The organism is Allobosea eneae (genome assembly GCF_042657265.1).
GTDB lineage: Bacteria > Pseudomonadota > Alphaproteobacteria > Rhizobiales > Beijerinckiaceae > Allobosea > Allobosea eneae.
The window spans coordinates 131,117-151,735 of sequence record NZ_JBHSLW010000002.1 but is presented as its reverse complement, the minus strand read 5'-3'; the positions used below and the strand labels follow the sequence as shown (position 1 = coordinate 151,735).

Here is a 20,619-nt window from a genome sequence, read left to right as displayed (position 1 = left end):
GAGTGGCTGGGGTCCACATCGCTCGCTCCAAGATGGCCTGAACAACCCCTTGGAATCACGAGTGCCCCAGTCGCTCAACCCTTTCGGGACGGGCTCTCAGCTACACCTTCACCCTGCGCAAGGGCCTGAAGTTTCACAATGGCGCCGAGGTGACCTCGGCCGACATGGTCTGGAGCTGGAACCGCTACATGGACCCGAGGACCGACTGGCGCTGCCTGTCGGAGTTCGACGGCCGCGGCCGCGCCAAGGTCGAGGCGGTGACAGCGCCCGATCCGGCGACCGTCATGTTCAAGCTCGACAAGCCAAGCTCGCTCTTCCTCGCCAACATCGCCCGCACCGACTGTGCGATGACCGCGATCCTGCACAAGGATTCGCTGAAGGCCGACGGCTCCTTCGACAGGCCGATCGGCACCGGCCCTTACAAATTCGGCGAATGGAAGCGCGGCGAATTCATTCGCCTGACCCGCAACGAGGCCTATGCCAGCCTGCCGGGCGCGCCCGACGGCTACACCGGCGGCAAGCGCCCGCTCGTCGATGAAGTCCGCTTCATGGTCATTCCGGACGGCGCCACCGCCAAGGCGGCGCTGCTGAGCGGCAATATCGACATCGTCCCCGACGTCGCCAATGCCGAGGTCAAGGAGCTCAAGAAGGACCAGCGCGTCGGACTCTCGATCACGCAGAACATGGGCCTGGTCGGCATCTTGCTGCAGACGCGCGATCCGCTACTCGGCAACGTCAAATTGCGCCAGGCGATCGCGGCGGCGATCGACACCGAGGAGTTGGTCGCCCAGGTCACCGACGGGCTCGGCAAGCGCAACAACTCGATCGTGCCGGCGATGTCGTCCTATTACGGGCCGGTCCAGGCCAACGGCTACAAGCACGACCTCGCCGCCGCCAAGAAGCTGCTGCAGGAAGCCGGCTACAAGGGCGAGCCCTTGGTGATGCTGGCCAACAAGCGCTACCCGCAGAGCTTCGACGCCGCCGTGGTCTCGCAGCAGATGCTGCAGGCCGCCGGCATCAACGTCCAGATCGAAGTGCTGGAATGGGCGACGCAGCTCGACCGCTACTCCAAGGGCAATTACCAGCTCCAGGCCTTCCCCTATTCGGCCCGGCTCGACCCCGCCCTCTCCTTCGAATCCGTGACCGGCCCGAAGGCGACGCAGCCGCGCAAGGTCTGGGACAATCCGGAAGCGCAGGCCCTGCTCGACAAGTCGATGGTGGTCTCCGACAAGGCCGAGCGCCAGAAGCTGTTCGACGAACTGCACCAGCGCTTCATCGCCGAGGTGCCGATGGTAATGCTCTATAACGGCATCGACGCCGGCGCCTATGGCAAGCGCATCAAGGGCTACAAATCCTCGATCCTGTCGAAGCCGCGGCTCTGGGACGTGACGGTCGCGGATTAGGCGGCGCCGTTGACCTCGATCAGGTCCTTGGTGATGTGATGGGTGGTGAGCGTGGCCAGGCGCTCGCCGTCTCCGGCCCGGATCGCCGCGACCATGGCGTGATGATCCGCATCGCTGGCGAGCAGGGCCTGATGCGAGGCCCAGACCGTGACCGCCGAGCCGCGCGAGCGGTCGCGCAGGCTCCAGATCGTCTCCGCCAGCACCGGATTGCCGCAATGGGCATAGATCAGGCTATGGAAGGCGCGGTTGATCTCGCTCTGCTCGACCCGCGTGCCTTTCTGCACGGCCCGGCGGAACTCATGGGCGAGCGCATCGAGCCTGGCGATCGCCTCCTCGTCCATCTTGCCGATGACGAGCCGGGCGGCCGCGCTCTCCAGGATGATGCGGGTGTCGCGGATCGCGCGATAGGTCTCGAGATCGATCTCGGTGACGCGGTAGCCGCGATTGGGCACATGCTCGATCGTCTTGCGCACGGCGAGTTCGTCGAGCGCGGCGCGGACGTCGAAGCGTGTCGCCTGGAAGGCTTCCTCAAGATCGATCTGCCGCAGCCATTCGCCCGGCCGATAGGCGCGGACATGGATCGCCCGGGCGATCTCGTTGGCGAGTTCGCCCTTGGCGCGCTGGCGGGTTTTCGGACGGCTGGCCATGACGGGTCTCTAGAGCATTGCAATGACGCTTGCGAGCCGGCTCGCACGTCTCGCGCACAGGCCGCTCGGCATCGGTCGAATCCGGCTTGCAGCTCTATCCGTATCATGCAACAAAATTGGCGCCAATCTTGTAGCCAATCAGGAACCGCCGTATGACTGCTCCCGCTGCAAAGCCCGCCAAACAGGACGACGCGGCGGCGATCGCCCGCGCGCTCTACGATCTCGGCCCGACGCCGGTCATCGCCTGCAAGGCCGATCCGCGGTTCAGTTATTGCCTCTATGTGCCGAAGACCCTCGGCAAGGGTGGGCAGGCGCCCGAGCTCGTCGTCACCATGCACGGCACCGGCCGCGGCTTCACCGGCTATCGCGACGCTTTCGAGGCCTTCGGCCGCTGGAACAATTGCATCATCCTCGCCCCGCTCTTCCCGATCGGCGTGATGGGCGACGGCAACCGCAACGGCTTCAAATACATGCGTGAAGGCGGGGTTCGTTACGACGAGATCCTGCTTTCCATGGTCGACGAGGTCGCCCAGCATTACGGCCTGCGCTTCGACCGCTTCGCCCTGTTCGGTTATTCCGGCGGCGGCCATTTCACCCACCGCTTCCTGATGCTGCAGCCGAACAGGCTCTGGGCCGCCTCGATCGGTGCGCCGGGTTCTGTGACCTTGCTCGACCCGACGCGCGACTGGTGGGTCGGAACCCGCAACATGGCCGAGCTCTTCGGCACCGCCCCCGATATCGAGGCGATGCGCAAGGTCGCAGTCCAGATGATCGTCGGCGCCGCCGATCTCGAGACCTGGGAGATCACCCACAAGCCCGGCAATGCCAGCTGGATGCCGGACGCCAACCATGCCGGCACCAATCGTCCCGAGCGGCTCGATACCTTGCGCCGCAACTTCGAGGAGCACGGCATCGACGTGCGCTTCGACCTGGTGCCGAACATGCCCCATGACGGGTTGAAGGCGGTCCCGCGGGTCGAGGACTTCTTCGCCGACGTGCTCGCCAAGCGCCGCGCCGGTGCGGCTAAAGCGGCCTGAAGCCGCCGGGACCGGGACAGCGATCAGCGAGGGAAACGACAATGAACCGCCGGCTCATCTCCGCGTTCGCTCTCCTTGCTCTCGCAAGTCCCGCAACGGCGCAGACGATCAATGTCGCGCTCAATGCCGACATCCGCTCGACCAATCCGGGCGTCAATCGCGACGACAACACCGACGCCGTCGTGCTGCACATGGTCGAGGGCCTGGTCGGCTATCGCGAGAACGGCGCGGTCGCGCCGCTGCTGGCGGAGAAGGTCACGACCTCCGCCGATGGGCTGACCTACACCTTCACCTTGCGTAAGGGCGTCAAGTTCCACAACGGCGCCGAGCTCACCTCGGCCGACGTCCTCTGGAACTGGACGCGCTATATGGATCCGAAGACCGACTGGCGCTGCCGGTCGGAATTCGACGGCCGCATCGGCATGAAGGTGACAAGCGTCACCGCGCCCGATCCGTCGACCGTCGTGATGACGCTGGAGAAGCCGAGCGCGCTCTTTCTCGACACCATGGCGCGCACCGATTGCGCCATGGTCGCCATCATCCACAAGGACTCGCTGAAGCCCGACGGCAGCTTCGACAGGCCGATCGGCACCGGCCCGTTCATGCTCGGCGACTGGCGCCGCGGCGAGTTCGTCTCGCTGAAGCGCTTCGATGCTTATTTCTCGCCGGCGGGCGACAAGCGTGACGGCTATGTCGGCCGCAAGAATGCGCTGGTGCCGGAGGTCAAGTTCCTCGCCATCGCCGATGGCGCGACCGTCAAGGCCGGGCTGCTCTCGGGCGCGCTGCATGTCGCGGATATCCCGGATTCCGACCTGCCGGAGATGCAGAAGAGCAATAGCGTTCAGGTCATGACCGCGCCGAGCGCGACCAAGCACGCTTTGCTGCTGCAGAGCCGCGATCCGCTGCTGTCGGATGTCCGCATGCGTCAGGCGATCGCGGCGGCGCTCGATCTCGACGAACTCGTCGCCCAGGCTTCGAACGAACTCGGCAAGGTCAACAACTCGGCCGTCCACATGGCCTCGCCCTATTATAGCGAGGTCCAACGCCAGCGTTACAACCACGATCCGGCGCGGGTGAAGAAGCTGCTCGTCGAGGCCGGCTACAAGGGCCAGACGATCAAGCTGATCGCCAACAAGCGCTCGACCGTGCCGAGCTTCCCGGTCGCGGTCGTGGCGCAGGCCATGCTGCAGGCCGCCGGCATCAACAGCGAGATCGAGGTGCTGGAATGGGCGACCCAGCTCGACCGCTACAGCAAGGGCAACTACCAGATGATGTCCTTCAGCTATTCCGCCCGCATCGATCCGGCCCAGAGCTACAACCAGTTCAGCGGCCCCAAGGACACCTACCCTTCAAAGGCCTGGGACAGCCGCCGCGCCGACGAATTGATCGAGAAGGCGACGATCACCGCCGATGAGGGCGAGCGCCAGAAGCTGTTCGATGAGTTGCACCAGCTGATGCTCGCCGATGCGCCGCTGATCTTCCTCTACAACCAGGTCGACACCGCCGTCGTGTCGAAGCGCCTGAGGGGTTTCGCCCCCTGGGTCGCCTCGAAGCCGCGGCTCTGGGAGGTCGGCCTCGCCAACTGACCCGCCGCGGACGCCGCGGCACGATCACAGCGACAACTTAAAAACGACAGGGGACCGAGATGAAGTATCTGTTTGCGCCGGCCGTCGCCCTCATCGCCGCAAGCACTTTCGCCGCTCCGGCTGCGGCCCAGTCCATCACGGTGGCGGTCGCCGCCGACATCCGCAGCAACAATCCCGGCGTCAACCGCGACGACAACACCGACGATTTCGCGCTGCAACTGGTCGAGGGCCTCGTCGGCTATAATGAGGGCGGCGTCGCGACGCCATTGCTCGCCGAGAAGGTCGATCTCTCGGCAGACGGCAAGACCTACACCTTCACGCTGCGCCAGGGCGTCAAGTTCCACAACGGCGCCGAGCTCTCCTCGGCCGACGTGCTGTGGAGCTGGAATCGCTACATGGATCCGAAGACCGACTGGCGCTGCACCTCGGAATTCGACGGGCGCTCGGGCCTCAAGGTCGAATCGGTGACGGCGCCCGATGCCCGCACCGTGGTCATGCAGATCGATAAGCCGAACGCGCTCTTCCTCGACACGCTCGCCCGCACCGACTGCGCGATGACCGCGATCCTGCACAAGGATTCGGTCAAAGCCGATGGCAGCTGGGACAAGCCGATCGGCACCGGCCCCTACAAGTTCGGCGAGTGGAAGCGCGGCGAGTATTTCACCATGACCGCCTTCGAGGGCTACAAATCGCCATCGGGCGGACAGCGCGACGGCTATGTCGGCTCCAAGCGTCCGCTGCTCAAGGAGGTCAAGTTCCTGATCGTCAAGGACCCGGCGACGGTCAAGGCCGGCCTGATCTCCGGCGCGCTCGATCTCAGCGAGATACTGCCGAGCGACGCGGCCGAGCTGAAGAAGAATCCCAAGCTCTCGGTCGTGGCCGAGCCCAATGCCGTCCGGCACGTCTTCCTGATCCAGACCCGGGACGCGGTGATGGGCAACCAGAAGCTGCGCCAGGCGATCGCCGCCTCGCTCGACATGGATGAGATCGTCGCCGCCTTCTACAACGACCTCGGCAAGCCCAACACCTCACCGATATATTCCGGCTCGAGCTATTTCGGCGAGGCCGAGAAGAAGGGCCATGTCTTCGACGCTGCCCGCGCCAAGACCCTGCTCAAGGAAGCCGGCTACAAGGGCGAGAAGATCGTGATCCTCGCCAACAAGCGCCCGGTCGTGCCGAGCTTCCCGGCCGCGGTGGTGGCCCAGCAGATGCTGCAGTCCGTCGGCGTCAACGCCGAGATCGACGTGCTCGACTGGGCGACCCAGCTCGACCGCTTCAACAAGGGCAACTACCAGATGCAGTCCTTCTCCTTCTCGGCACGCTTCGACCCCGCCATCGCCTTCGAGCAGTTCTCCGGGCCGAAGGACAAGCAGCCGCGCAAGACCTGGGACAACCCGGAGGCTCAGAAGCTGATCGACAAGCTCTACGTCACCTCCGACCGGGCCGAGCGCCAGAAGCTCGTCGACGACTTGCACAAGCGCGTCATCGACGAAGTCCCAATGATCTTCGCCTTCAACGGTCTCGACATCGTCGCCCATGCCAAGCGCGTCCAGGGCTTCAAGCCGTGGCAGTCGAAGCTGCGCATGTGGGAAGTGACGCTGGCGAACTGACGCCACCTGCCACCGCGCATCCGGGAGGAAACCGATGCTGCGCTTCGCGCTGATGCGCATTCTCATGTCCGTGCCGACGCTGCTGATCGTGTCGGTCTCGGTCTTCGGCTTGATCCGGCTTATCCCGGGCGATCCGGCCTCGCTGATGCTGGGGGATCTGGCGACCCCCGCTTCGATCGCCGACCTGCAGGCAAGGCTCGGTCTCGACCAGAGCCTGCCCGTCCAGTTCGGCATCTGGTTCGGCAACCTGCTCAAGGGCGATCTCGGCCAATCGATCAACTCGCAGCAGGCGGTGCTGCCGCTGATCCTGCAGCGCTTCTGGATCTCGGCGCAGATCGTTCTGGTCGCGGTCGCGCTCGCCAGCCTGGTCGCGGTGCCGGCCGGTGTGCTTGCCGCCTGGAAGCAGGATTCGTCGCTCGATCTCAGCCTCGTCGCGGTCGCGACGCTGCTGCTCTCGATCCCGACCTTCTGGCTCGGCCTCCTGTTGCTGCTGTTCTTCGGGCTCAAGCTCGAATGGCTGCCGGTGGTCGGCTATGTCTCGATCGCCGAGAATCCCATAGCCGGCATCCTTTACCTCATCATGCCGATCATGACGCTGTTCCTGCACGAGATCGGCGTGATCCTGCGCATGGCCCGCGCCTCGACGCTGGAAGTGCTGCGGCTCGACTACATCACCCATGCGAGAGCCAAGGGCCTTGCCGAAAGCGCCGTGCTCTGGAACCACGCCTTCAAGAATGCCTTCGGGCCGACCTGGACGCTGATCGGCCTCGTCCTCGGCAATCTGTTAGGGGGCATCGCGGTGGTCGAGACGGTCTTCACCATCCCCGGCCTCGGCCGCCTGCTGGTCGATTCGATCTTCGCCCGCGACTATCCCGTCATCCAGGGCTGCATGCTCTTCGTCGCCTTCACCTATGTGCTGGTCAATCTCGTGATCGACCTCTGCTATCCGATCTTCGATCCAAGGGTGACGGCGCAATGAGGCTCCCCGCTCCCAACGCCCTGGTCGGCGGCACGCTGATCGGCTTCCTCGTCCTCGTTGCTGCGGTCAGTTCGGTCTGGACGCCCTATGACCCCTTGCGGCTCTCCTTCCGGGCCAAGCTCGCCGCGCCCTCAGCCATGCACTGGCTCGGCACCGACGAATTCGGCCGCGACGTGCTCTCGCGATTGATGGCGGGCGCCGCGACGTCGGTCTGGATCAGCCTGCTGACGGTCGCGCTCGCGGTGTCGCTCGGCACGATGATCGGCCTGTTCTCCGGTTATGTCCGCGGCTGGGTCGACCGCACCATCATGGCCTTCAACGACGCGCTGCTCGCCTTCCCCGGCATCCTCCTGGCGCTCGGCCTGCTCGCCGTGGTCGGCGCCAACAAATACGGCATCATCCTGGCGCTCGGCATCGCCTATGCGCCCTCGGTCGCCCGCATCGTGCGCGGCACCGTGCTGTCGCTGCGCGAACGCGAATTCATCTCAGCCTCGCGGGTGATGGGCAATTCCGAGGGCTTCACCATGGCCCGCCACATCCTGCCGAACTGCATCGCGCCGCTGACCGTGCTGGCGACCTCGATGTTCGGCTGGGTGCTGCTGGCCGAGAGCTCGCTCTCCTTCCTCGGCCTCGGCGTGCCGCCGCCGGCTCCGACCTGGGGCAATATGCTGGCGGGCTCACGGCCCTATATCGGCCAGGCCGTCTGGCTCGGCATCTTCCCGGGCCTTTGCATCTCGCTGACCCTGCTCGGCATCAACCTGCTCGGCGATGCGCTCCGCGACAAGCTCGACCCGCGGATGAGGGGTGCGCGATGACCTCCACCAAGCCATTGCTGGAGGTCGACGGCCTCACCCTTCGGATCGGCGCGAGTGGCCGCACCGTCGTCAACGATGTCAGCTTCTCGGTGTCGCCCGGCGAGATCGTCGGCATCGTCGGCGAGTCCGGCTCCGGCAAGACGCTCGCCGCCCGCGCTGTGATGGGTTTCATCCCGCCGGCGGTGCGCCTGATCTCCGGTTCGATCCGCTTCGACGGCGAGGAGGTCACGACCTTGGCGCCAAAGCGTCTGCGGGCGATCCGCGGCGCCAAGGTCGGCATGGTCTTCCAGGAGCCGATGACCTCGCTCAACCCGTCGATGCTGATCGGCCGCCAGCTCGAAGAGGGCCTCGCGCTGCATCGCAAGCTCGACGCCGCCGGCCGGCGCGAGCTCATCCTAGACATGCTCCGGCGCGTCGGCATCCGCGATCCCGAGGGCGCCTTCAACGCCTATCCGCACCAGTATTCCGGCGGCATGCGCCAGCGCATCATGCTGGCCTCGGTGATGCTGCTGAAGCCGGCGCTGCTGCTCGCCGACGAGCCGACCACGGCGCTCGACGCCGTCGTCCAGCGCGACGTGATGGAGCTGATGGTCGACCTGACCAAGGAGAACGGCACCGCCGTACTCCTGATCTCGCATGATCTCGGCATGGTCGCGCGCTATTGCAGCCGCATCGTCGTGATGTGCCAGGGCGATGTCGTCGAGCACGGCAAGAGCGAGGATATCCTCGCCCGGCCGCAGCATCCCTATACACGCAAGCTCCTCGCCGCCATGCCGCATCGCGAGCCGGCGCGCGCGCTGCCGGAGGCGGCGACGCCGCTGGTGTCGGTCGATGACCTGGTCGTCGACTATGGCGGCCGCCAGGGCTTCTTCCGCAAGGAGCAGGGCAAGCGGGCGCTCCATGGCATCAGTCTCAACGTGAAGCCCGGCGAGGTCGTCTCGGTCGTCGGCGGCTCGGGCTCCGGCAAGTCCACGCTCGGCCACGCCATCGCCGGCCTGCTCAAGCCGAGCGGCGGCGAGATCCGCTTCAACGGCAAGCCGATCGACAGGAGCGACGCCGCCTTCTGGGACTACCGGCTGAACTGCCAGATGGTGTTCCAGGACCCGTATTCCTCGCTCGATCCGCGCATGACCATCGGCGAGCTCGTCGGCGAGCCCTTGCGGCTGATCAAGGGCATGGGCGCGGCCGAGAGGAAGGCGCGCCTGCAGGAGGTGCTGGGTGAGGTCGGCCTCGGCGACGGCTTCGCCGAACGCTATCCGCACGAGCTTTCCGGCGGCCAGCGCCAGCGCGTCGCCATCGCCCGCGCGATCATCCGCAGGCCAAGCTTCGTCATCGCCGACGAGCCGGTCTCGGCGCTCGACGTCACCGTCCGCGCGCAGGTGCTGGAGCTCTTCGCGGAACTGCAGAAGAAGCACGGCTTCTCCTGCCTGTTCATCAGCCATGATCTCGGCGTGGTCGAGCAGGTCTCCGACCGCGTCGTCGTCATGCAGGATGGCCGCATCGTCGAGGAAGGCACACGCGATCAGATCTTCGATGCGCCGCAGCACGACTACACCCGCAAGCTGCTCTCGGCCGTGCCCGGGCTGGAGAGCATGGAGGATGGCGGGGTGAGGCTGTTCTGGAGGCTGGCGGAGCCGGAGACAGCATGACGAAAGCCGTCATGCTCGGCCTTGTGCCGAGCATCCACGTCTTGAACACGCCCTCGACCAGCAAAGACGTGGATGGTCGGGACAAGCCCGTCCATGACGGCACGTCCAATGCAAACTGAAGAGCCCTCGCCATGAAGAACGGAATGATCGTCGCCCCGCAGCCGGAAGCGGTAGAAGCCGGCGCCGCCGTGCTGGAGCGTGGCGGCAATGCGATCGATGCGGCGATCGCCTGCGCCTTCATGCAGGGGGTGGCCGATCCGCTGATGTCGGGCATCGGCGGCTTCGGCTCGATGCAGCTCTACATGCCCGGCAGGGGCGTGCACGAGATCGTCGAGTTCTATGCCCGCGCCTCTTATTCGGCGAAGCCGGACATGTGGCAGGACAAACTGCGCGGCCAGTCGCGCGACGGCTTCGCCTTCCTGCTCGAGGGCGGCATCAACGAATTCGGCCATCTCGCCGTCTGCACGCCCGGCAGCGTCAAGGGCTATGACTATGTGCTGTCGCGCTTCGGCACGATGGACTGGGCCGATGTCATGGCGCCGGCGATCAAGCAGGCGCGCGAGGGCGTGCTGGTGCGCCCGCACATGCACTGGTTCTGGACCCAGGACCAGAGCGGCTCCGGCCAGGTCAACACCTCGGACAAGCTGCGCTACAGCGAGACCGGCAAGGCTCTGTATTTCCGCCCCGACGGCAGCGCGAAGCGCCCGGGCGACATCATCGTCAACGCCGACATGGCCAACACGCTGGAGCGGCTCGCCAAAGGCGGCGCCGACCTGTTCTACCATGGCGAGCTTGCCGAGGAGATCGCCGCCGACTTCGCGGCGCATGGCGGGCTGATCTCGCGTGAGGACCTTGCCCGCTACGAGCTTTCGGTCGCCGAGCCGATCTGGGGCTCCTATCGCGGCCACCGCATCTCGACCTCGCCGCCGCCGGCGAGCGGCATGTCGATGCTGCAGATCCTCCACATGCTGGAGGCCTTCGACATCGGCTCGCTCACCCACGGCGGCGCCGAGCATGTCCGCCTGCTGGCCGAGGCAATGAAGCGCATGACCATCGACAAGGACCAGTTCATGGGCGACCCGGCCTATGTCGACGTGCCCGTCGAGCACCTGATCTCCAGGGAGCATGCGGCAAGCCAAGCCGAGAGCATCCGTCGCGGCGAGCGCGCCGATGTGAAGCGGCTGGAGCGCTCATCCTCGCGCGAGACCACCCATGTCACCGTGGTCGACCGCCACGGCAATGCGGTGGCGCTGACCCATACGCTCGGCAGCCCGTCGGGCGCGATCACCGAGGGGCTCGGCTTCATCTACAACGGCACGATGAGCCGCTTCGACCCGCGCCCCGGCCGCGCCGGCTCGATCGCGCCCGGCAAGCGCCGCTCCTCCTCGGCGGCGCCGACCATCGTCTTCAAGGGCGACAAGCCCTTCATCGTCATGGGCGCGCCGGGCGGCAGCTATATCGCCCCGGCAATGGCGCAAGGTATCAGCAATGTCATCGATTTCGAGATGTCGATGCTGGAGGCGGTGGCGGCGCCGCGCGTCATGGGCGTCTCGAATTCCATCGATATCTCGAACCGCATCCGCCGCAGCGTCGAAGCCGAGCTCAAGGCGCAGGGCTATGACGTCAAGCGCTCGGCCCAGAGCTATCCCTTCGCCGCGCTCCATGGTGTCAAGATCGAGGACGGGCTCGCCACCGGCGGCGCCGACCCGCAGCGCGACGGCATGGCGATCTCGGTGCCGGGGTAGATCAGCCGGCGAGCCAATCGTCATTGCGAGGAGCGCCAGCGACGAAGCAATCCAGGAGGGACGTAGAGCTCTACGTCCCCCCTGGATTGCTTCGCTGCGCTCGCAATGACGAACAGAACTGACCGCCTCACACCGGCGCGATCTGCAGCGGGTCGACCGAGATCGCCCGCTTCAGCGTGCGCAGGCCGAAGGTCGTGCGCGACTGCCGCATGCCCGGCAGGCGGTAGATCTTCTCGCGCAGGAAGCGCTCATAGTGCTCGGTGCCGCTGACCACGGCCTTGACCAGGTAGTCATAGTCGCCGGTGACGAGATGAGCCTCGACCACCTCCGGAATCCGCGTCAGCGCCTCGCCGAAGCTATCGAGCAGCTTGTCGTCATGCTTGTCGAGCGTGATCTCGATGAAGACGACATTGTCGAGGCCGAGCGCGCGGTGGTTGAGCACCGCGACATATTTCTCGATCGCGCCGTTCTCTTCGAGCCGCTTCACCCGCGTCCAGCACGGCGAGGGCGAGAGGCCGACCTTCTCGGCCAGCGCATTGATCGTCAGCCGCCCGTCCTCGTTCAGGGCGGAGAGGATGCGCCGATCGATCGCATCCAGTTCCTCGCCACGCCGTGCCTTGATCGCCATCGAATGAATTTTCCGTCAATCTCTGATTTTGCAGAATAATCCTCTGACTATGCCTCAATCTCAAGGCCATTTCGGCAAGAACTTGATGATCTGCAACCCTAATATGCCCGCATAAGGACTGCGCCCAGACGGGCGCGCCTGCAAACGCGCCTTGCGGCCAACATCGCGGCGCGGAATGCTGGGTAGAGCGAGAGCCTAGGGAGCGTGGACATGACAGACCCCTCACCGCTTCGGTTCCATGTTCCCGTCCCCGCCAGCCGCCCCGGCGAAAAACCCGACTTCTCCCATGTCGTGATCCCCAAGGCCGGCTCGGTGCAGCGCCCGCCGGTCGATGTCGATCCCAAGGAAATCCGAGACCTCGCCTATTCGATCATCCGCGTGCTCAACCGCGAGGGCGAGGCGGTCGGCCCCTGGGTCCCGGAGCTCTCCAAGGACGAGTTGATCCGCGGCCTGCGCCACATGCTGACCCTGCGCGCCTTCGACGCCCGCATGCAGATGGCGCAGCGCCAGGGCAAGACCTCGTTCTACATGCAGCACACCGGCGAGGAGGCGGTTAGCTGCGCCTTCCGCATCGCGCTCGGCAAGGGCGACATGAATTTCCCGACCTATCGCCAGGCCGGGCTCCTGATCGCGCACGACTATCCGCTCGTCGAGATGATGTGCCAGATCTACTCGAACGAGCGCGACCCGATGAAGGGCCGGCAATTGCCGGTGATGTACTCCTCCAAGGAAAACGGCTTCTTCTCGATCTCGGGCAACCTCACCACCCAGTACATCCAGGCGGTGGGCTGGGCGATGGCTTCCGCGATCAAGGGCGACACCAAGATCGCGGCCGCCTGGGTCGGCGACGGCTCGACCGCCGAATCCGACTTCCACGCCGCGCTGGTCTTCGCCTCGACCTACAAGGCCCCCGTCGTCCTCAACGTCGTCAACAACCAGTGGGCGATCTCGACCTTCCAGGGCATTGCGCGCGGCGGCTCCGGCACCTTCGCCGCGCGCGGCCTCGGCTTCGGCATCCCGGCCCTGCGCGTCGACGGCAACGACTACCTCGCCACCTATGCCGTGGCGCAATGGGCGATCGAGCGGGCCCGCCGCAATCTCGGGCCGACGCTGGTCGAATACGTCACCTATCGCGCCGGCGCGCATTCGACCTCGGACGATCCCTCCGCCTACCGGCCCAAGCATGAGTCCGACGACTGGCCGCTCGGCGACCCGATCGTGCGGCTGAAGCAGCACCTGATCGCGATCGGCGCCTGGACCGAGGAGCGCCACAAGCAGGCCGATGCCGAGATCATGGCAACCGTCATCGCCGCGCAGAAGGAAGCCGAGAGCTTCGGCACGCTGCATGCCGGCGGCAAGCCCTCCTCGCGCGACATGTTCGAGGACGTCTATGCCGAGCTGCCGCCGCATCTGCGCCGCCAGCGCCAGCAGATCGGAGTCTAAAGTATGCCCCGCATGACCATGATCGAGGCGATCCGCTCCGCCCTCGACGTCTCCATGGGCCGCGACGACAACGTCGTCGTCTATGGCGAGGATGTCGGCTATTTCGGCGGCGTCTTCCGCTGCACCCACGGCCTGCAGCAGAAATACGGCGTCAACCGCTGCTTCGACGCGCCGATCAGCGAGCTCGGCATCGTCGGCACCGCGATCGGCATGGCGGCCTATGGCCTGCGCCCCTGCGTCGAGATCCAGTTCGCAGACTACATGTACCCGGCCTATGACCAGATCGTCTCCGAGGCGGCGCGCCTGCGCTACCGCTCGGCCGGCGACTTCACCTGCCCGATGGTGATCCGCATGCCGACCGGCGGCGGCATCTTCGGCGGCCAGACCCACAGCCAGAGCCCGGAAGCGCTGTTCACCCACGTCTCCGGGCTGAAGACGGTGGTGCCGTCCAATCCGCGCGACGCCAAGGGCCTGCTGATCGCGGCGATCGAGGATCCCGATCCGGTGATCTTCCTCGAGCCGAAGCGGCTCTACAACGGACCGTTCGACGGCCATCACGACCGTCCGGTCACGCCCTGGTCGAAGCACGCGCTCGGCGAGGTCGAGGAGGGCCACTACACCATCCCGCTCGGCAAGGCGGCGATCCGCCGCGAGGGCTCGGCCGTCACCATCGTCACCTACGGCACCATGGTCCATGTCGCGCAGGCCGCCACCGAGGAAACCGGCATCGACGCCGAGATCATCGACCTGCGCACCCTGCTGCCGCTCGACCTCGACGCGATCGTGGCTTCGGTCTCGAAGACCGGCCGCTGCATCGTCCTGCACGAGGCGACGCTGACGTCAGGCTTCGGCGCCGAGCTCGCCGCGCTCGTCCAGCAGCACTGCTTCTACCATCTGGAGGCGCCGATCATGCGCGTCACCGGCTGGGACACGCCTTATCCGCACGCCCAGGAATGGGACTACTTCCCCGGCCCCGCCCGTCTTGGACGGGCGCTGCGCGACATCATGGAGGCACGCTGATGGCCGAGCGCATCATCAAGCTGCCCGATGTCGGCGAGGGCATCGCCGAGGCCGAGCTGGTCGAGTGGCACGTCAAGGTCGGCGACATCGTGCGCGAGGACGATCTTATCGCCGCGGTGATGACCGACAAGGCAACCGTCGAAATCCCCTCCCCCGTCGAGGGCGAGGTCACCTGGGTCGGCGCCGAGATCGGCGATACCGTCGCGATCGGCTCGGCGCTGGTCAAGCTGAAGGTCTCGGGTGATGGCGCCGCGAGCGAGGCGCCGGCCGAGGCCGAGGCGCCTGCCGAGCCTCCGAAGGAAAAGCCTGCTGCTGCGCCTCCTCCGGCCGCACCGGTCGCAGCTGCGGAGCCCGCTCCCAGGCAGTTGCCGACGCCTAAGCCCGCGGCTCCGGCCCGCCCGGCCCCGGTCATTACAACACCGGCGCCGCGCCGCCCGGTCGGCGAGAAGCCGCTAGCCTCTCCGGCCGTCAGGCTGAAGGCGCGCGAGGCCGGCATCGACCTGCGCCAGGTCCAGGGCTCCGGCCCGGCCGGCCGCGTCACCCATGAGGACCTCGACGCCTTCATCCTGCGCGGCCCCGAGGCTCCGACCAAGGGCGGGCTCGTCGCCAGGACAGGAATCACAGACGTCAAGATCGTGGGCTTGCGCCGCCGCATCGCCGAGAAGATGGCGCTGTCGAAGTCGCGCATCCCGCACATCACGATCGTCGAAGAGGTCGATGTCTCCGCTCTCGAAGACCTGCGCGCCGCGCTCAACAAGAAGCCGACGGCCGAGCGGCCAAAGCTGACGATATTGCCCTTCCTGATGCGGGCGATGGTCAAGGCGCTCGGCGAGCAGCCCAATCTCAACGCTCTCTATGACGACGAAGCCGGCGTCGTCCACCAGCATGCCGGCATCGATATCGGCATCGCCACCCAGGCGCCGTCCGGTCTGATGGTGCCGGTGGTCAAGCATGCCGAAGCGCGCGATCTCTGGGGCTGCGCGATCGAGCTCTCGCGCCTGGCGGAACGGGCCCGCGACGGCTCGGCGACTCGCGACGAGCTCACCGGCTCGACCATCACCATCACCTCGCTCGGCGCGCTCGGCGGCATCGCCACGACCCCGGTGATCAACCATCCCGAGGTCGCGATCGTCGGCGTCAACAAGATGATGGTCCGCCCGGTCTGGGACGGCACCACCTTCGTGCCGCGCAAGATGATGAACCTCTCCTCCAGCTTCGACCACCGCGTCATCGACGGCTGGGACGCGGCGGTCTTCGTCCAGCGGCTGAAAGAGCTGCTGGAGACGCCGGCGACGCTGTTCGTGGACATGTGAGCGGCGGGAACGAGCCATGACCGACATCACCTGCAAGCTCCTCGTCATCGGCGCCGGCCCCGGCGGCTATGTCTGCGCCATCCGCGCCGGACAGCTCGGCATCGACACCGTCATCGTCGAGAGTACCAAGCTGGGCGGCACCTGCCTCAACATCGGCTGCATCCCGTCCAAGGCGATGATCCATGTCGCCGAGGAGTTCGAGAAGGCGGCCCATGTCGCCGCCGGCAAGACGCCGTTCGGCCTCACCGCCGCCGAGCCGAAGCTGGATCTGAAGCAGGCCGTCGCCTGGAAGGACGGCATCGTCCAGCGGCTGAACAACGGCGTCGCCGGTCTGCTGCGCAAGGCCAAGGTCAAGATCGTCCATGGCCAGGCCCGCTTCCGCGACGGCAAGACGGTGGCGGTCGAGACCGAGACCGGCCCGAAGATCATCAAGGCCGAGACGATCGTGATCGCGACCGGCTCGCTCCCGGTCGAGCTGCCCTTCCTGCCCTTCGGCGGCAACGTCATCTCCTCGACTGGCGCGCTGGCGCTGGCCGAATTGCCGAAGCGCCTCGTCGTGGTCGGCGGCGGCTATATCGGGCTCGAGCTCGGCACCGCCTTCGCCAAGCTCGGCAGCAAGGTCACCGTCGTCGAGGCGCAGGAGAAGATCCTGCCGCTCTACGATGCCGAACTGACCGCGCCGATCGCCAAGAGCCTGTCGGCGCTCGGCGTCGAGGTTCTGCTCGGGGCCAAGGCGCTCGGCCAGACAGCCAAGGGCGACGGGTTGCGCATCGAGACGGCCGACGGCAAGGAGCGCGAGTTGCCGGCCGACAAGATCCTGGTCACGGTCGGCCGGGCGCCGGCAACGGCCAAGCTCGGTCTCGACGAACTCGTGCTCGACATGGACGGGCGCTTCATCCGCATCGGCGAGCGCTGCGAGACCTCGATGCGTGGCATCTACGCCATCGGCGACGTCACCGGCGAGCCGATGCTGGCCCATCGCGCCATGGCGCAGGGCGAGATGGTCGCCGAGATCGTCGCTGGCGAGCCGCGCATCTGGGACAAGGCCTGCATCCCGGCGATCTGCTTCACCGATCCCGAGATCGTCTCGGCCGGCCTGTCGCCGGCGGAGGCCAAGGACGCCGGCTACGAGACCAAGATCGGGCTCTTCCCGTTCCAGGCCAATGGCCGCGCCATGACCCGCCATGGCGAGGCCGGCTTCGTCCGCATCGTCGCCCGGGCCGACAACCATCTCGTTCTCGGTATCCAGGCGGTCGGTCAGGGCGTTTCGGAGCTCTCCGCCGCCTTCGGCCTCGCCATCGAGATGGGGGCGAGGCTGGAGGACGTCGCCGGCACGATCCACGCGCATCCGACCTTGGGCGAGGCCTTCCAGGAATCGGCGCTGAAGGCGCTCGGCCACGCCTTGCACATCTGAGGCGAACGCAGGCCGGGGTTCAACCCGGCGAGGGTTGACGCAGCAGCGCTCGCCGCTTCGACTGGCAGGACGGGTCAGGATGGACCCGCCTTGACTGCCGGAGCCTTCAGCCGTGACCGAACCCTGCGATCTCGACGCCGTCACCGCCCGCCGCCTGATCGGCGAGAAGAAGCTCTCGGCGACCGAGCTGCTCGAAAGCTGCCTCGCCCGGATCGACGCCGTCGATCCTGCCGTCAACGCCATGGTCGCGCGCGACGACGAGCGTGCCCGCGCCACGGCGAAGGCGGCAGACGCCGCCACGATGCGCGGCGACGCTTTGCCGGCGCTACATGGCCTGCCGATCGGCATCAAGGATCTTGAGGATGTCGCGGGCCTGCGCACCACCTATGGCAGCCCGCTCTTCGCCGACCATGTCCCGACGCAGGATCAAGGCATCGTCGCCTCCGTGCGCAAGGCGGGCGCGGTCATCGTCGGCAAGACCAACACGCCGGAATGGGGCGCCGGCGCCAATACCCGCAACGCCGTCTACGGCGTCACCGGCAACCCGTTCGATCCCTCGCGCTCGGCCGCCGGCTCCTCCGGCGGCTCGGGCGTCGCGCTCGCGACCAATATGGTGCCGATCGCCACCGGCTCGGACACCGGCGGCTCCTTGCGTAACCCGGCTGCCTTCAACGGCATCGTCGGCTTCCGCCCGACGCCGGGGCTGGTGCCGAGCGACAAGCGTCCGCTCGGCTGGAACCCGCTTCCGGTGCTCGGCCCGATGGCGCGTACCGTGCCCGATCTCTGCCTTCTGCTCTCGACCATGGTCAGCGACGACGCCGCCGACCCGCTGGCGACGACGATCCATGGCAGAACGGTCAGGCGGCCTGAGGATTTCGCGCGGCCGGACCATTGCGATCTCGCCTCGCTGAGGGTCGCGCTCACCCCGGATTTCGGCTTCGCCCCGACCGAGAAGCACATCCGCGAGGTCTTTGCCGACAAGGTCGGCCGCTTCAGCAAGGTCTTCGGCCGGGTGGACGAGGCGACACCAGATTGCTCCGGCACCGATGAGAGCTTCGAGGTGCTGCGCGCCGTCTCCTTCCTCGCCAGCCATCACGACCGCGCGACCAGGACGCCCGACAAGGTCGGTCCCAATGTCCGCGCCAATGTCGAGGAAGGCCTGCGCTACAGCGCGCTCGACATCACCCGCGCCCTCAAGCAGCAGACCGTGCTCTACCATGAGTGGCAGCGCTTCTTCGATACCTATGACGTTATCCTCTCTCCGGCGATCACGCTGTCGCCGCGGCCCTGGTCGGAACTCTATCCCGCCGAGATCGACGGCAAGCCGACGCGGACCTATTTCCACTGGTTGGCGAATGCCTATGCGGTGACGATCGTCGGCCACCCCGCCATCTCGCTGCCGGTCGGGCTCGACCGTAACGGCATGCCCTTCGGCCTGCAGATCGTCGGCCCGCGCGGCGGTGACGCCAAGGTGCTTGCCGTCGCGGCGGCGCTCGAGTCACTCTTGGCCGGCGATCCGCTGACGGCGCGCCCCGTGCCGGATATCGCCAGGTTGAAGGCCGCGCCGAGGCTCGCGGACAGCCCGAATTTCCTCGGCTTCGACTAGCCGAAGCACGCAGTTTTCCAAGCCACAACAACAGGACGAACGAAGTTTGTAGTCGCACGATCCAATCATAAGAGGGGAGAGACCATATGAAGCGTCGTCAGTTCCTGCAGGGCACGGCAGCTGCCGCCCTGTTCGCTCCAGCGCTCGCCCGTGAGGCCATGGCACAGGCGCCGAGCGCGACCATGCTGAAGATGGCGCCGCAGGCGAATCTCACCTCGCTCGATCCGATCTGGACGACGGCGACCGTCACCAACAATCACGGCTATTACGTCTTCGACACGCTCTATGGCGGCGACCTCAATCTCAAGCCGCAGCCGCAAATGGCCGAGGGCCACGAGATCTCGGCCGACGGCAAGGTCTGGAAGATCAAGCTGCGCGAGGGGCTCGCTTTCCATGACGGCCAGCCGGTCCGCCCGGCCGACTGCATCGAGAGCCTGAAGCGCTGGTGCCAGCGCGACCCCTACGGCCAGCTCCTGATCAAGGCCGTCGAGGCCTGGGGCGCGCCAGACGAGCGCACCATCGAGATCAAGCTGATCCGGCCTTTCCCGATGATGCTAGACTGCATGGCCAAGGCGGACAACCCGCCCTTCATCATGCCGGAGCGCCTCGCCAAGACCGAGGCGACCAAGCAGGTCACCGAGATGACCGGCTCAGGGCCCTACAAATTCGTCGCCAGCGAATATGTCTCGGGCAGCCGCGTCGTCTACGAGAAGAACGAGGCCTACAAGCCGCGCAGCGAGCCGCCGAGCCGCAATGCCGGCGGCAAGGTCGCGCATTTCAAGCGGATCGAGTGGCACATCCTGCCCGACCCGGCGACGGCGGCTGCGGCCCTGATCCAGGGCGAGATCGACTGGTGGGAGCGCCCGCTCGCCGATCTCCAGCCGCTGCTGGCCAGAAGCTCCGACGTCGTCCGCGAGGTCATCGACAAGAACGGCCGCGGCTCGATCATGCGGCTGAACCATCTGCAGCCGCCCTTCAACAATCCCAAGGTGCGCGCCGCCGTTCGCCTCGGCGTCAACCAGGAAGACTATATGCGCGCGTCGCAGGGCGACGACACTACCGCCTGGCAGCTCTGCCGAAACCTGTGGTGGCGCGGCACGCCCTATTATACCGGCGAGCTTGAGGACCTGATGCCGCAGAGCCTCGACAAGGCCAAGGCGGCCCTGAAGGCGTCCGGCTACAACGGCGAGAAGGTCGTCATCATCAACCCGACCGACTTCCCCGATATCGGCCCGCTCGGCGACGTCACCTACGAGCTGCTGAAGTCGATGGGCATGAATGTCGAGATGGCGGCGAGCGACTGGGGCACGGTGATCCAGCGCCGCAACAGCCGCGAGCCGGTCGAGAAGGGCGGCTGGAGCATCTTCCACACCACTGGCGCCGCGGTCGGCTGGGGCAATCCGGCCCTGTCCAACCTCGTGCGCGGCCCGGGTGAGAAGGGCTGGTTCGGCTGGTGGACCAACGCCAAGGCCGAGGAGATGGCCGAGGAATGGCTCTATGCGCCGGATGAGGCCAAGCAGAAGCAGGTGGCGGTCGCGCTCGGCCGGCTGGCGCTGGAGGAATGCGCCACCATCCCGCTCGGCCAGTTCGTGATCAAGACGGCCTATCGCAAGGGCCTGACCGGCATGCTGCCGGGCTCGGCGCCGTATCCTTGGGGGCTGAAGCGGGGGTAAGGCAACTCAGCGCTCCCACCAGCAAAGCGCGGGAACCCTCTCCTGTAAGGA

General features: G+C 66.6%; 16 protein-coding genes and 1 pseudogene. 15 read left to right on the top strand and 2 right to left on the bottom strand.

The features are described 5' to 3' along the window. Positions 1-92: 92 nt before the first annotated feature. Positions 93-1,403 (top strand): annotated as a pseudogene (locus ACFPOB_RS00950) (ABC transporter substrate-binding protein); the annotation flags it as partial. Here the strand turns inward: ACFPOB_RS00950 and ACFPOB_RS00945 are convergent. After that, positions 1,400-2,050: a GntR family transcriptional regulator gene (locus ACFPOB_RS00945; RefSeq protein WP_377795155.1), complete on the bottom strand. Its 651-nt coding sequence runs from the start codon at positions 2,048-2,050 to the stop codon at positions 1,400-1,402. The pseudogene ACFPOB_RS00950 and the gene ACFPOB_RS00945 sit on opposite strands and share 4 nt — an antisense overlap. A 152-nt stretch (positions 2,051-2,202) precedes the next feature. Here ACFPOB_RS00945 and ACFPOB_RS00940 point away from each other — a divergent pair, with 152 nt between their 5' ends. Genes ACFPOB_RS00940 through ggt form a run of 8 tightly spaced genes read left to right on the top strand, consistent with a single transcriptional unit; the run spans position 2,203 to position 11,471 of the window. Continuing rightward, positions 2,203-3,087, top strand: coding sequence for an alpha/beta hydrolase family protein (locus ACFPOB_RS00940; protein WP_377795153.1), 885 nt, complete (start codon positions 2,203-2,205; stop codon positions 3,085-3,087). Between the two features lie 41 nt (positions 3,088-3,128). Further along, positions 3,129-4,673, top strand: coding sequence for an ABC transporter substrate-binding protein (locus tag ACFPOB_RS00935; protein ID WP_377795151.1), 1,545 nt, complete (start codon positions 3,129-3,131; stop codon positions 4,671-4,673). A 59-nt stretch (positions 4,674-4,732) separates the two neighbouring features. Further along, complete coding sequence (locus ACFPOB_RS00930) at positions 4,733-6,283, top strand: ABC transporter substrate-binding protein (protein ID WP_377795150.1); 1,551 nt, start codon at positions 4,733-4,735, stop codon at positions 6,281-6,283. 34 nt (positions 6,284-6,317) lie between these two features. Beyond that, positions 6,318-7,262, top strand: a complete 945-nt coding sequence (locus tag ACFPOB_RS00925) for an ABC transporter permease (protein WP_377795149.1) — start codon at positions 6,318-6,320, stop codon at positions 7,260-7,262. After that, positions 7,259-8,077 carry an ABC transporter permease gene (locus tag ACFPOB_RS00920; RefSeq protein WP_377795147.1) on the top strand — a complete coding sequence of 273 codons (819 nt, stop codon included), beginning with the start codon at positions 7,259-7,261 and terminating at the stop codon, positions 8,075-8,077. Before ACFPOB_RS00925 ends, ACFPOB_RS00920 begins: the two co-directional genes overlap by 4 nt. Continuing rightward, the gene (locus ACFPOB_RS00915) at positions 8,074-9,726 is read left to right on the top strand and encodes an ABC transporter ATP-binding protein (protein WP_377795145.1); all 1,653 of its coding nucleotides are present in this window, start codon (positions 8,074-8,076) and stop codon (positions 9,724-9,726) included. The genes ACFPOB_RS00920 and ACFPOB_RS00915 overlap by 4 nt, the downstream gene beginning before the upstream one ends. Beyond that, the gene (locus ACFPOB_RS00910) at positions 9,723-9,845 is read left to right on the top strand and encodes a hypothetical protein (protein ID WP_377795143.1); all 123 of its coding nucleotides are present in this window, start codon (positions 9,723-9,725) and stop codon (positions 9,843-9,845) included. Before ACFPOB_RS00915 ends, ACFPOB_RS00910 begins: the two co-directional genes overlap by 4 nt. A gap of 12 nt (positions 9,846-9,857) precedes the next feature. Beyond that, the gene (ggt, locus tag ACFPOB_RS00905) at positions 9,858-11,471 is read left to right on the top strand and encodes a gamma-glutamyltransferase (RefSeq protein ID WP_377795142.1); all 1,614 of its coding nucleotides are present in this window, start codon (positions 9,858-9,860) and stop codon (positions 11,469-11,471) included. 127 nt (positions 11,472-11,598) lie between these two features. Here the strand turns inward: ggt and ACFPOB_RS00900 are convergent, their stop codons facing one another. After that, positions 11,599-12,099, bottom strand: a complete 501-nt coding sequence (locus ACFPOB_RS00900) for an Lrp/AsnC family transcriptional regulator (RefSeq protein WP_377795140.1) — start codon at positions 12,097-12,099, stop codon at positions 11,599-11,601. Between the two features lie 210 nt (positions 12,100-12,309). On the opposite strand from ACFPOB_RS00900, the gene ACFPOB_RS00895 reads away from it, so the two are divergent. The 6 genes from ACFPOB_RS00895 to ACFPOB_RS00870 all read left to right on the top strand — a co-directional run bounded on the left by ACFPOB_RS00895 (position 12,310) and on the right by ACFPOB_RS00870 (position 20,568). Further along, a complete protein-coding gene (locus ACFPOB_RS00895; protein WP_377795138.1) occupies positions 12,310-13,542 on the top strand; it encodes a 3-methyl-2-oxobutanoate dehydrogenase (2-methylpropanoyl-transferring) subunit alpha in 1,233 nt (410 codons plus the stop codon). 3 nt (positions 13,543-13,545) lie between these two features. Next, the gene (locus ACFPOB_RS00890; protein WP_377795136.1) at positions 13,546-14,562 is read left to right on the top strand and encodes an alpha-ketoacid dehydrogenase subunit beta; all 1,017 of its coding nucleotides are present in this window, start codon (positions 13,546-13,548) and stop codon (positions 14,560-14,562) included. Next, positions 14,562-15,875: a dihydrolipoamide acetyltransferase family protein gene (locus tag ACFPOB_RS00885; protein WP_377795135.1), complete on the top strand. Its 1,314-nt coding sequence runs from the start codon at positions 14,562-14,564 to the stop codon at positions 15,873-15,875. Before ACFPOB_RS00890 ends, ACFPOB_RS00885 begins: the two co-directional genes overlap by 1 nt. Before the next feature lie 16 nt (positions 15,876-15,891). Continuing rightward, entirely contained in the window at positions 15,892-17,289 is a 1,398-nt protein-coding gene (gene lpdA / locus ACFPOB_RS00880) for a dihydrolipoyl dehydrogenase (RefSeq protein WP_377795134.1), read from the top strand. Between the two features lie 112 nt (positions 17,290-17,401). Beyond that, entirely contained in the window at positions 17,402-18,895 is a 1,494-nt protein-coding gene (locus ACFPOB_RS00875) for an amidase (protein WP_377795132.1), read from the top strand. An 86-nt stretch (positions 18,896-18,981) separates the two neighbouring features. Then, a complete protein-coding gene (locus tag ACFPOB_RS00870; protein ID WP_377795131.1) occupies positions 18,982-20,568 on the top strand; it encodes an ABC transporter substrate-binding protein in 1,587 nt (528 codons plus the stop codon). Positions 20,569-20,619: the final 51 nt, after the last annotated feature.

Bases quoted from the DNA above. Each gene is read 5' to 3' on its own strand.
- lpdA (WP_377795134.1), top strand. From the start codon at position 15,892: ATGACCGACATCACCTGCAAGCTCCTCGTCATCGGCGCCGGCCCCGGC.
- ACFPOB_RS00890 (WP_377795136.1), top strand. From the start codon at position 13,546: ATGCCCCGCATGACCATGATCGAGGCGATCCGCTCCGCCCTCGACGTC.
- ACFPOB_RS00935 (WP_377795151.1), top strand. From the start codon at position 3,129: ATGAACCGCCGGCTCATCTCCGCGTTCGCTCTCCTTGCTCTCGCAAGT.
- ACFPOB_RS00900 (WP_377795140.1), bottom strand. From the start codon at position 12,099: ATGGCGATCAAGGCACGGCGTGGCGAGGAACTGGATGCGATCGATCGG.
- ACFPOB_RS00930 (WP_377795150.1), top strand. From the start codon at position 4,733: ATGAAGTATCTGTTTGCGCCGGCCGTCGCCCTCATCGCCGCAAGCACT.
- ACFPOB_RS00925 (WP_377795149.1), top strand. From the start codon at position 6,318: ATGCTGCGCTTCGCGCTGATGCGCATTCTCATGTCCGTGCCGACGCTG.
- ACFPOB_RS00940 (WP_377795153.1), top strand. From the start codon at position 2,203: ATGACTGCTCCCGCTGCAAAGCCCGCCAAACAGGACGACGCGGCGGCG.
- ACFPOB_RS00945 (WP_377795155.1), bottom strand. From the start codon at position 2,050: ATGGCCAGCCGTCCGAAAACCCGCCAGCGCGCCAAGGGCGAACTCGCC.
- ACFPOB_RS00895 (WP_377795138.1), top strand. From the start codon at position 12,310: ATGACAGACCCCTCACCGCTTCGGTTCCATGTTCCCGTCCCCGCCAGC.
- ACFPOB_RS00870 (WP_377795131.1), top strand. From the start codon at position 18,982: ATGAAGCGTCGTCAGTTCCTGCAGGGCACGGCAGCTGCCGCCCTGTTC.
- ACFPOB_RS00915 (WP_377795145.1), top strand. From the start codon at position 8,074: ATGACCTCCACCAAGCCATTGCTGGAGGTCGACGGCCTCACCCTTCGG.
- ACFPOB_RS00910 (WP_377795143.1), top strand. From the start codon at position 9,723: ATGACGAAAGCCGTCATGCTCGGCCTTGTGCCGAGCATCCACGTCTTG.
- ACFPOB_RS00885 (WP_377795135.1), top strand. From the start codon at position 14,562: ATGGCCGAGCGCATCATCAAGCTGCCCGATGTCGGCGAGGGCATCGCC.
- ACFPOB_RS00920 (WP_377795147.1), top strand. From the start codon at position 7,259: ATGAGGCTCCCCGCTCCCAACGCCCTGGTCGGCGGCACGCTGATCGGC.
- ggt (WP_377795142.1), top strand. From the start codon at position 9,858: ATGAAGAACGGAATGATCGTCGCCCCGCAGCCGGAAGCGGTAGAAGCC.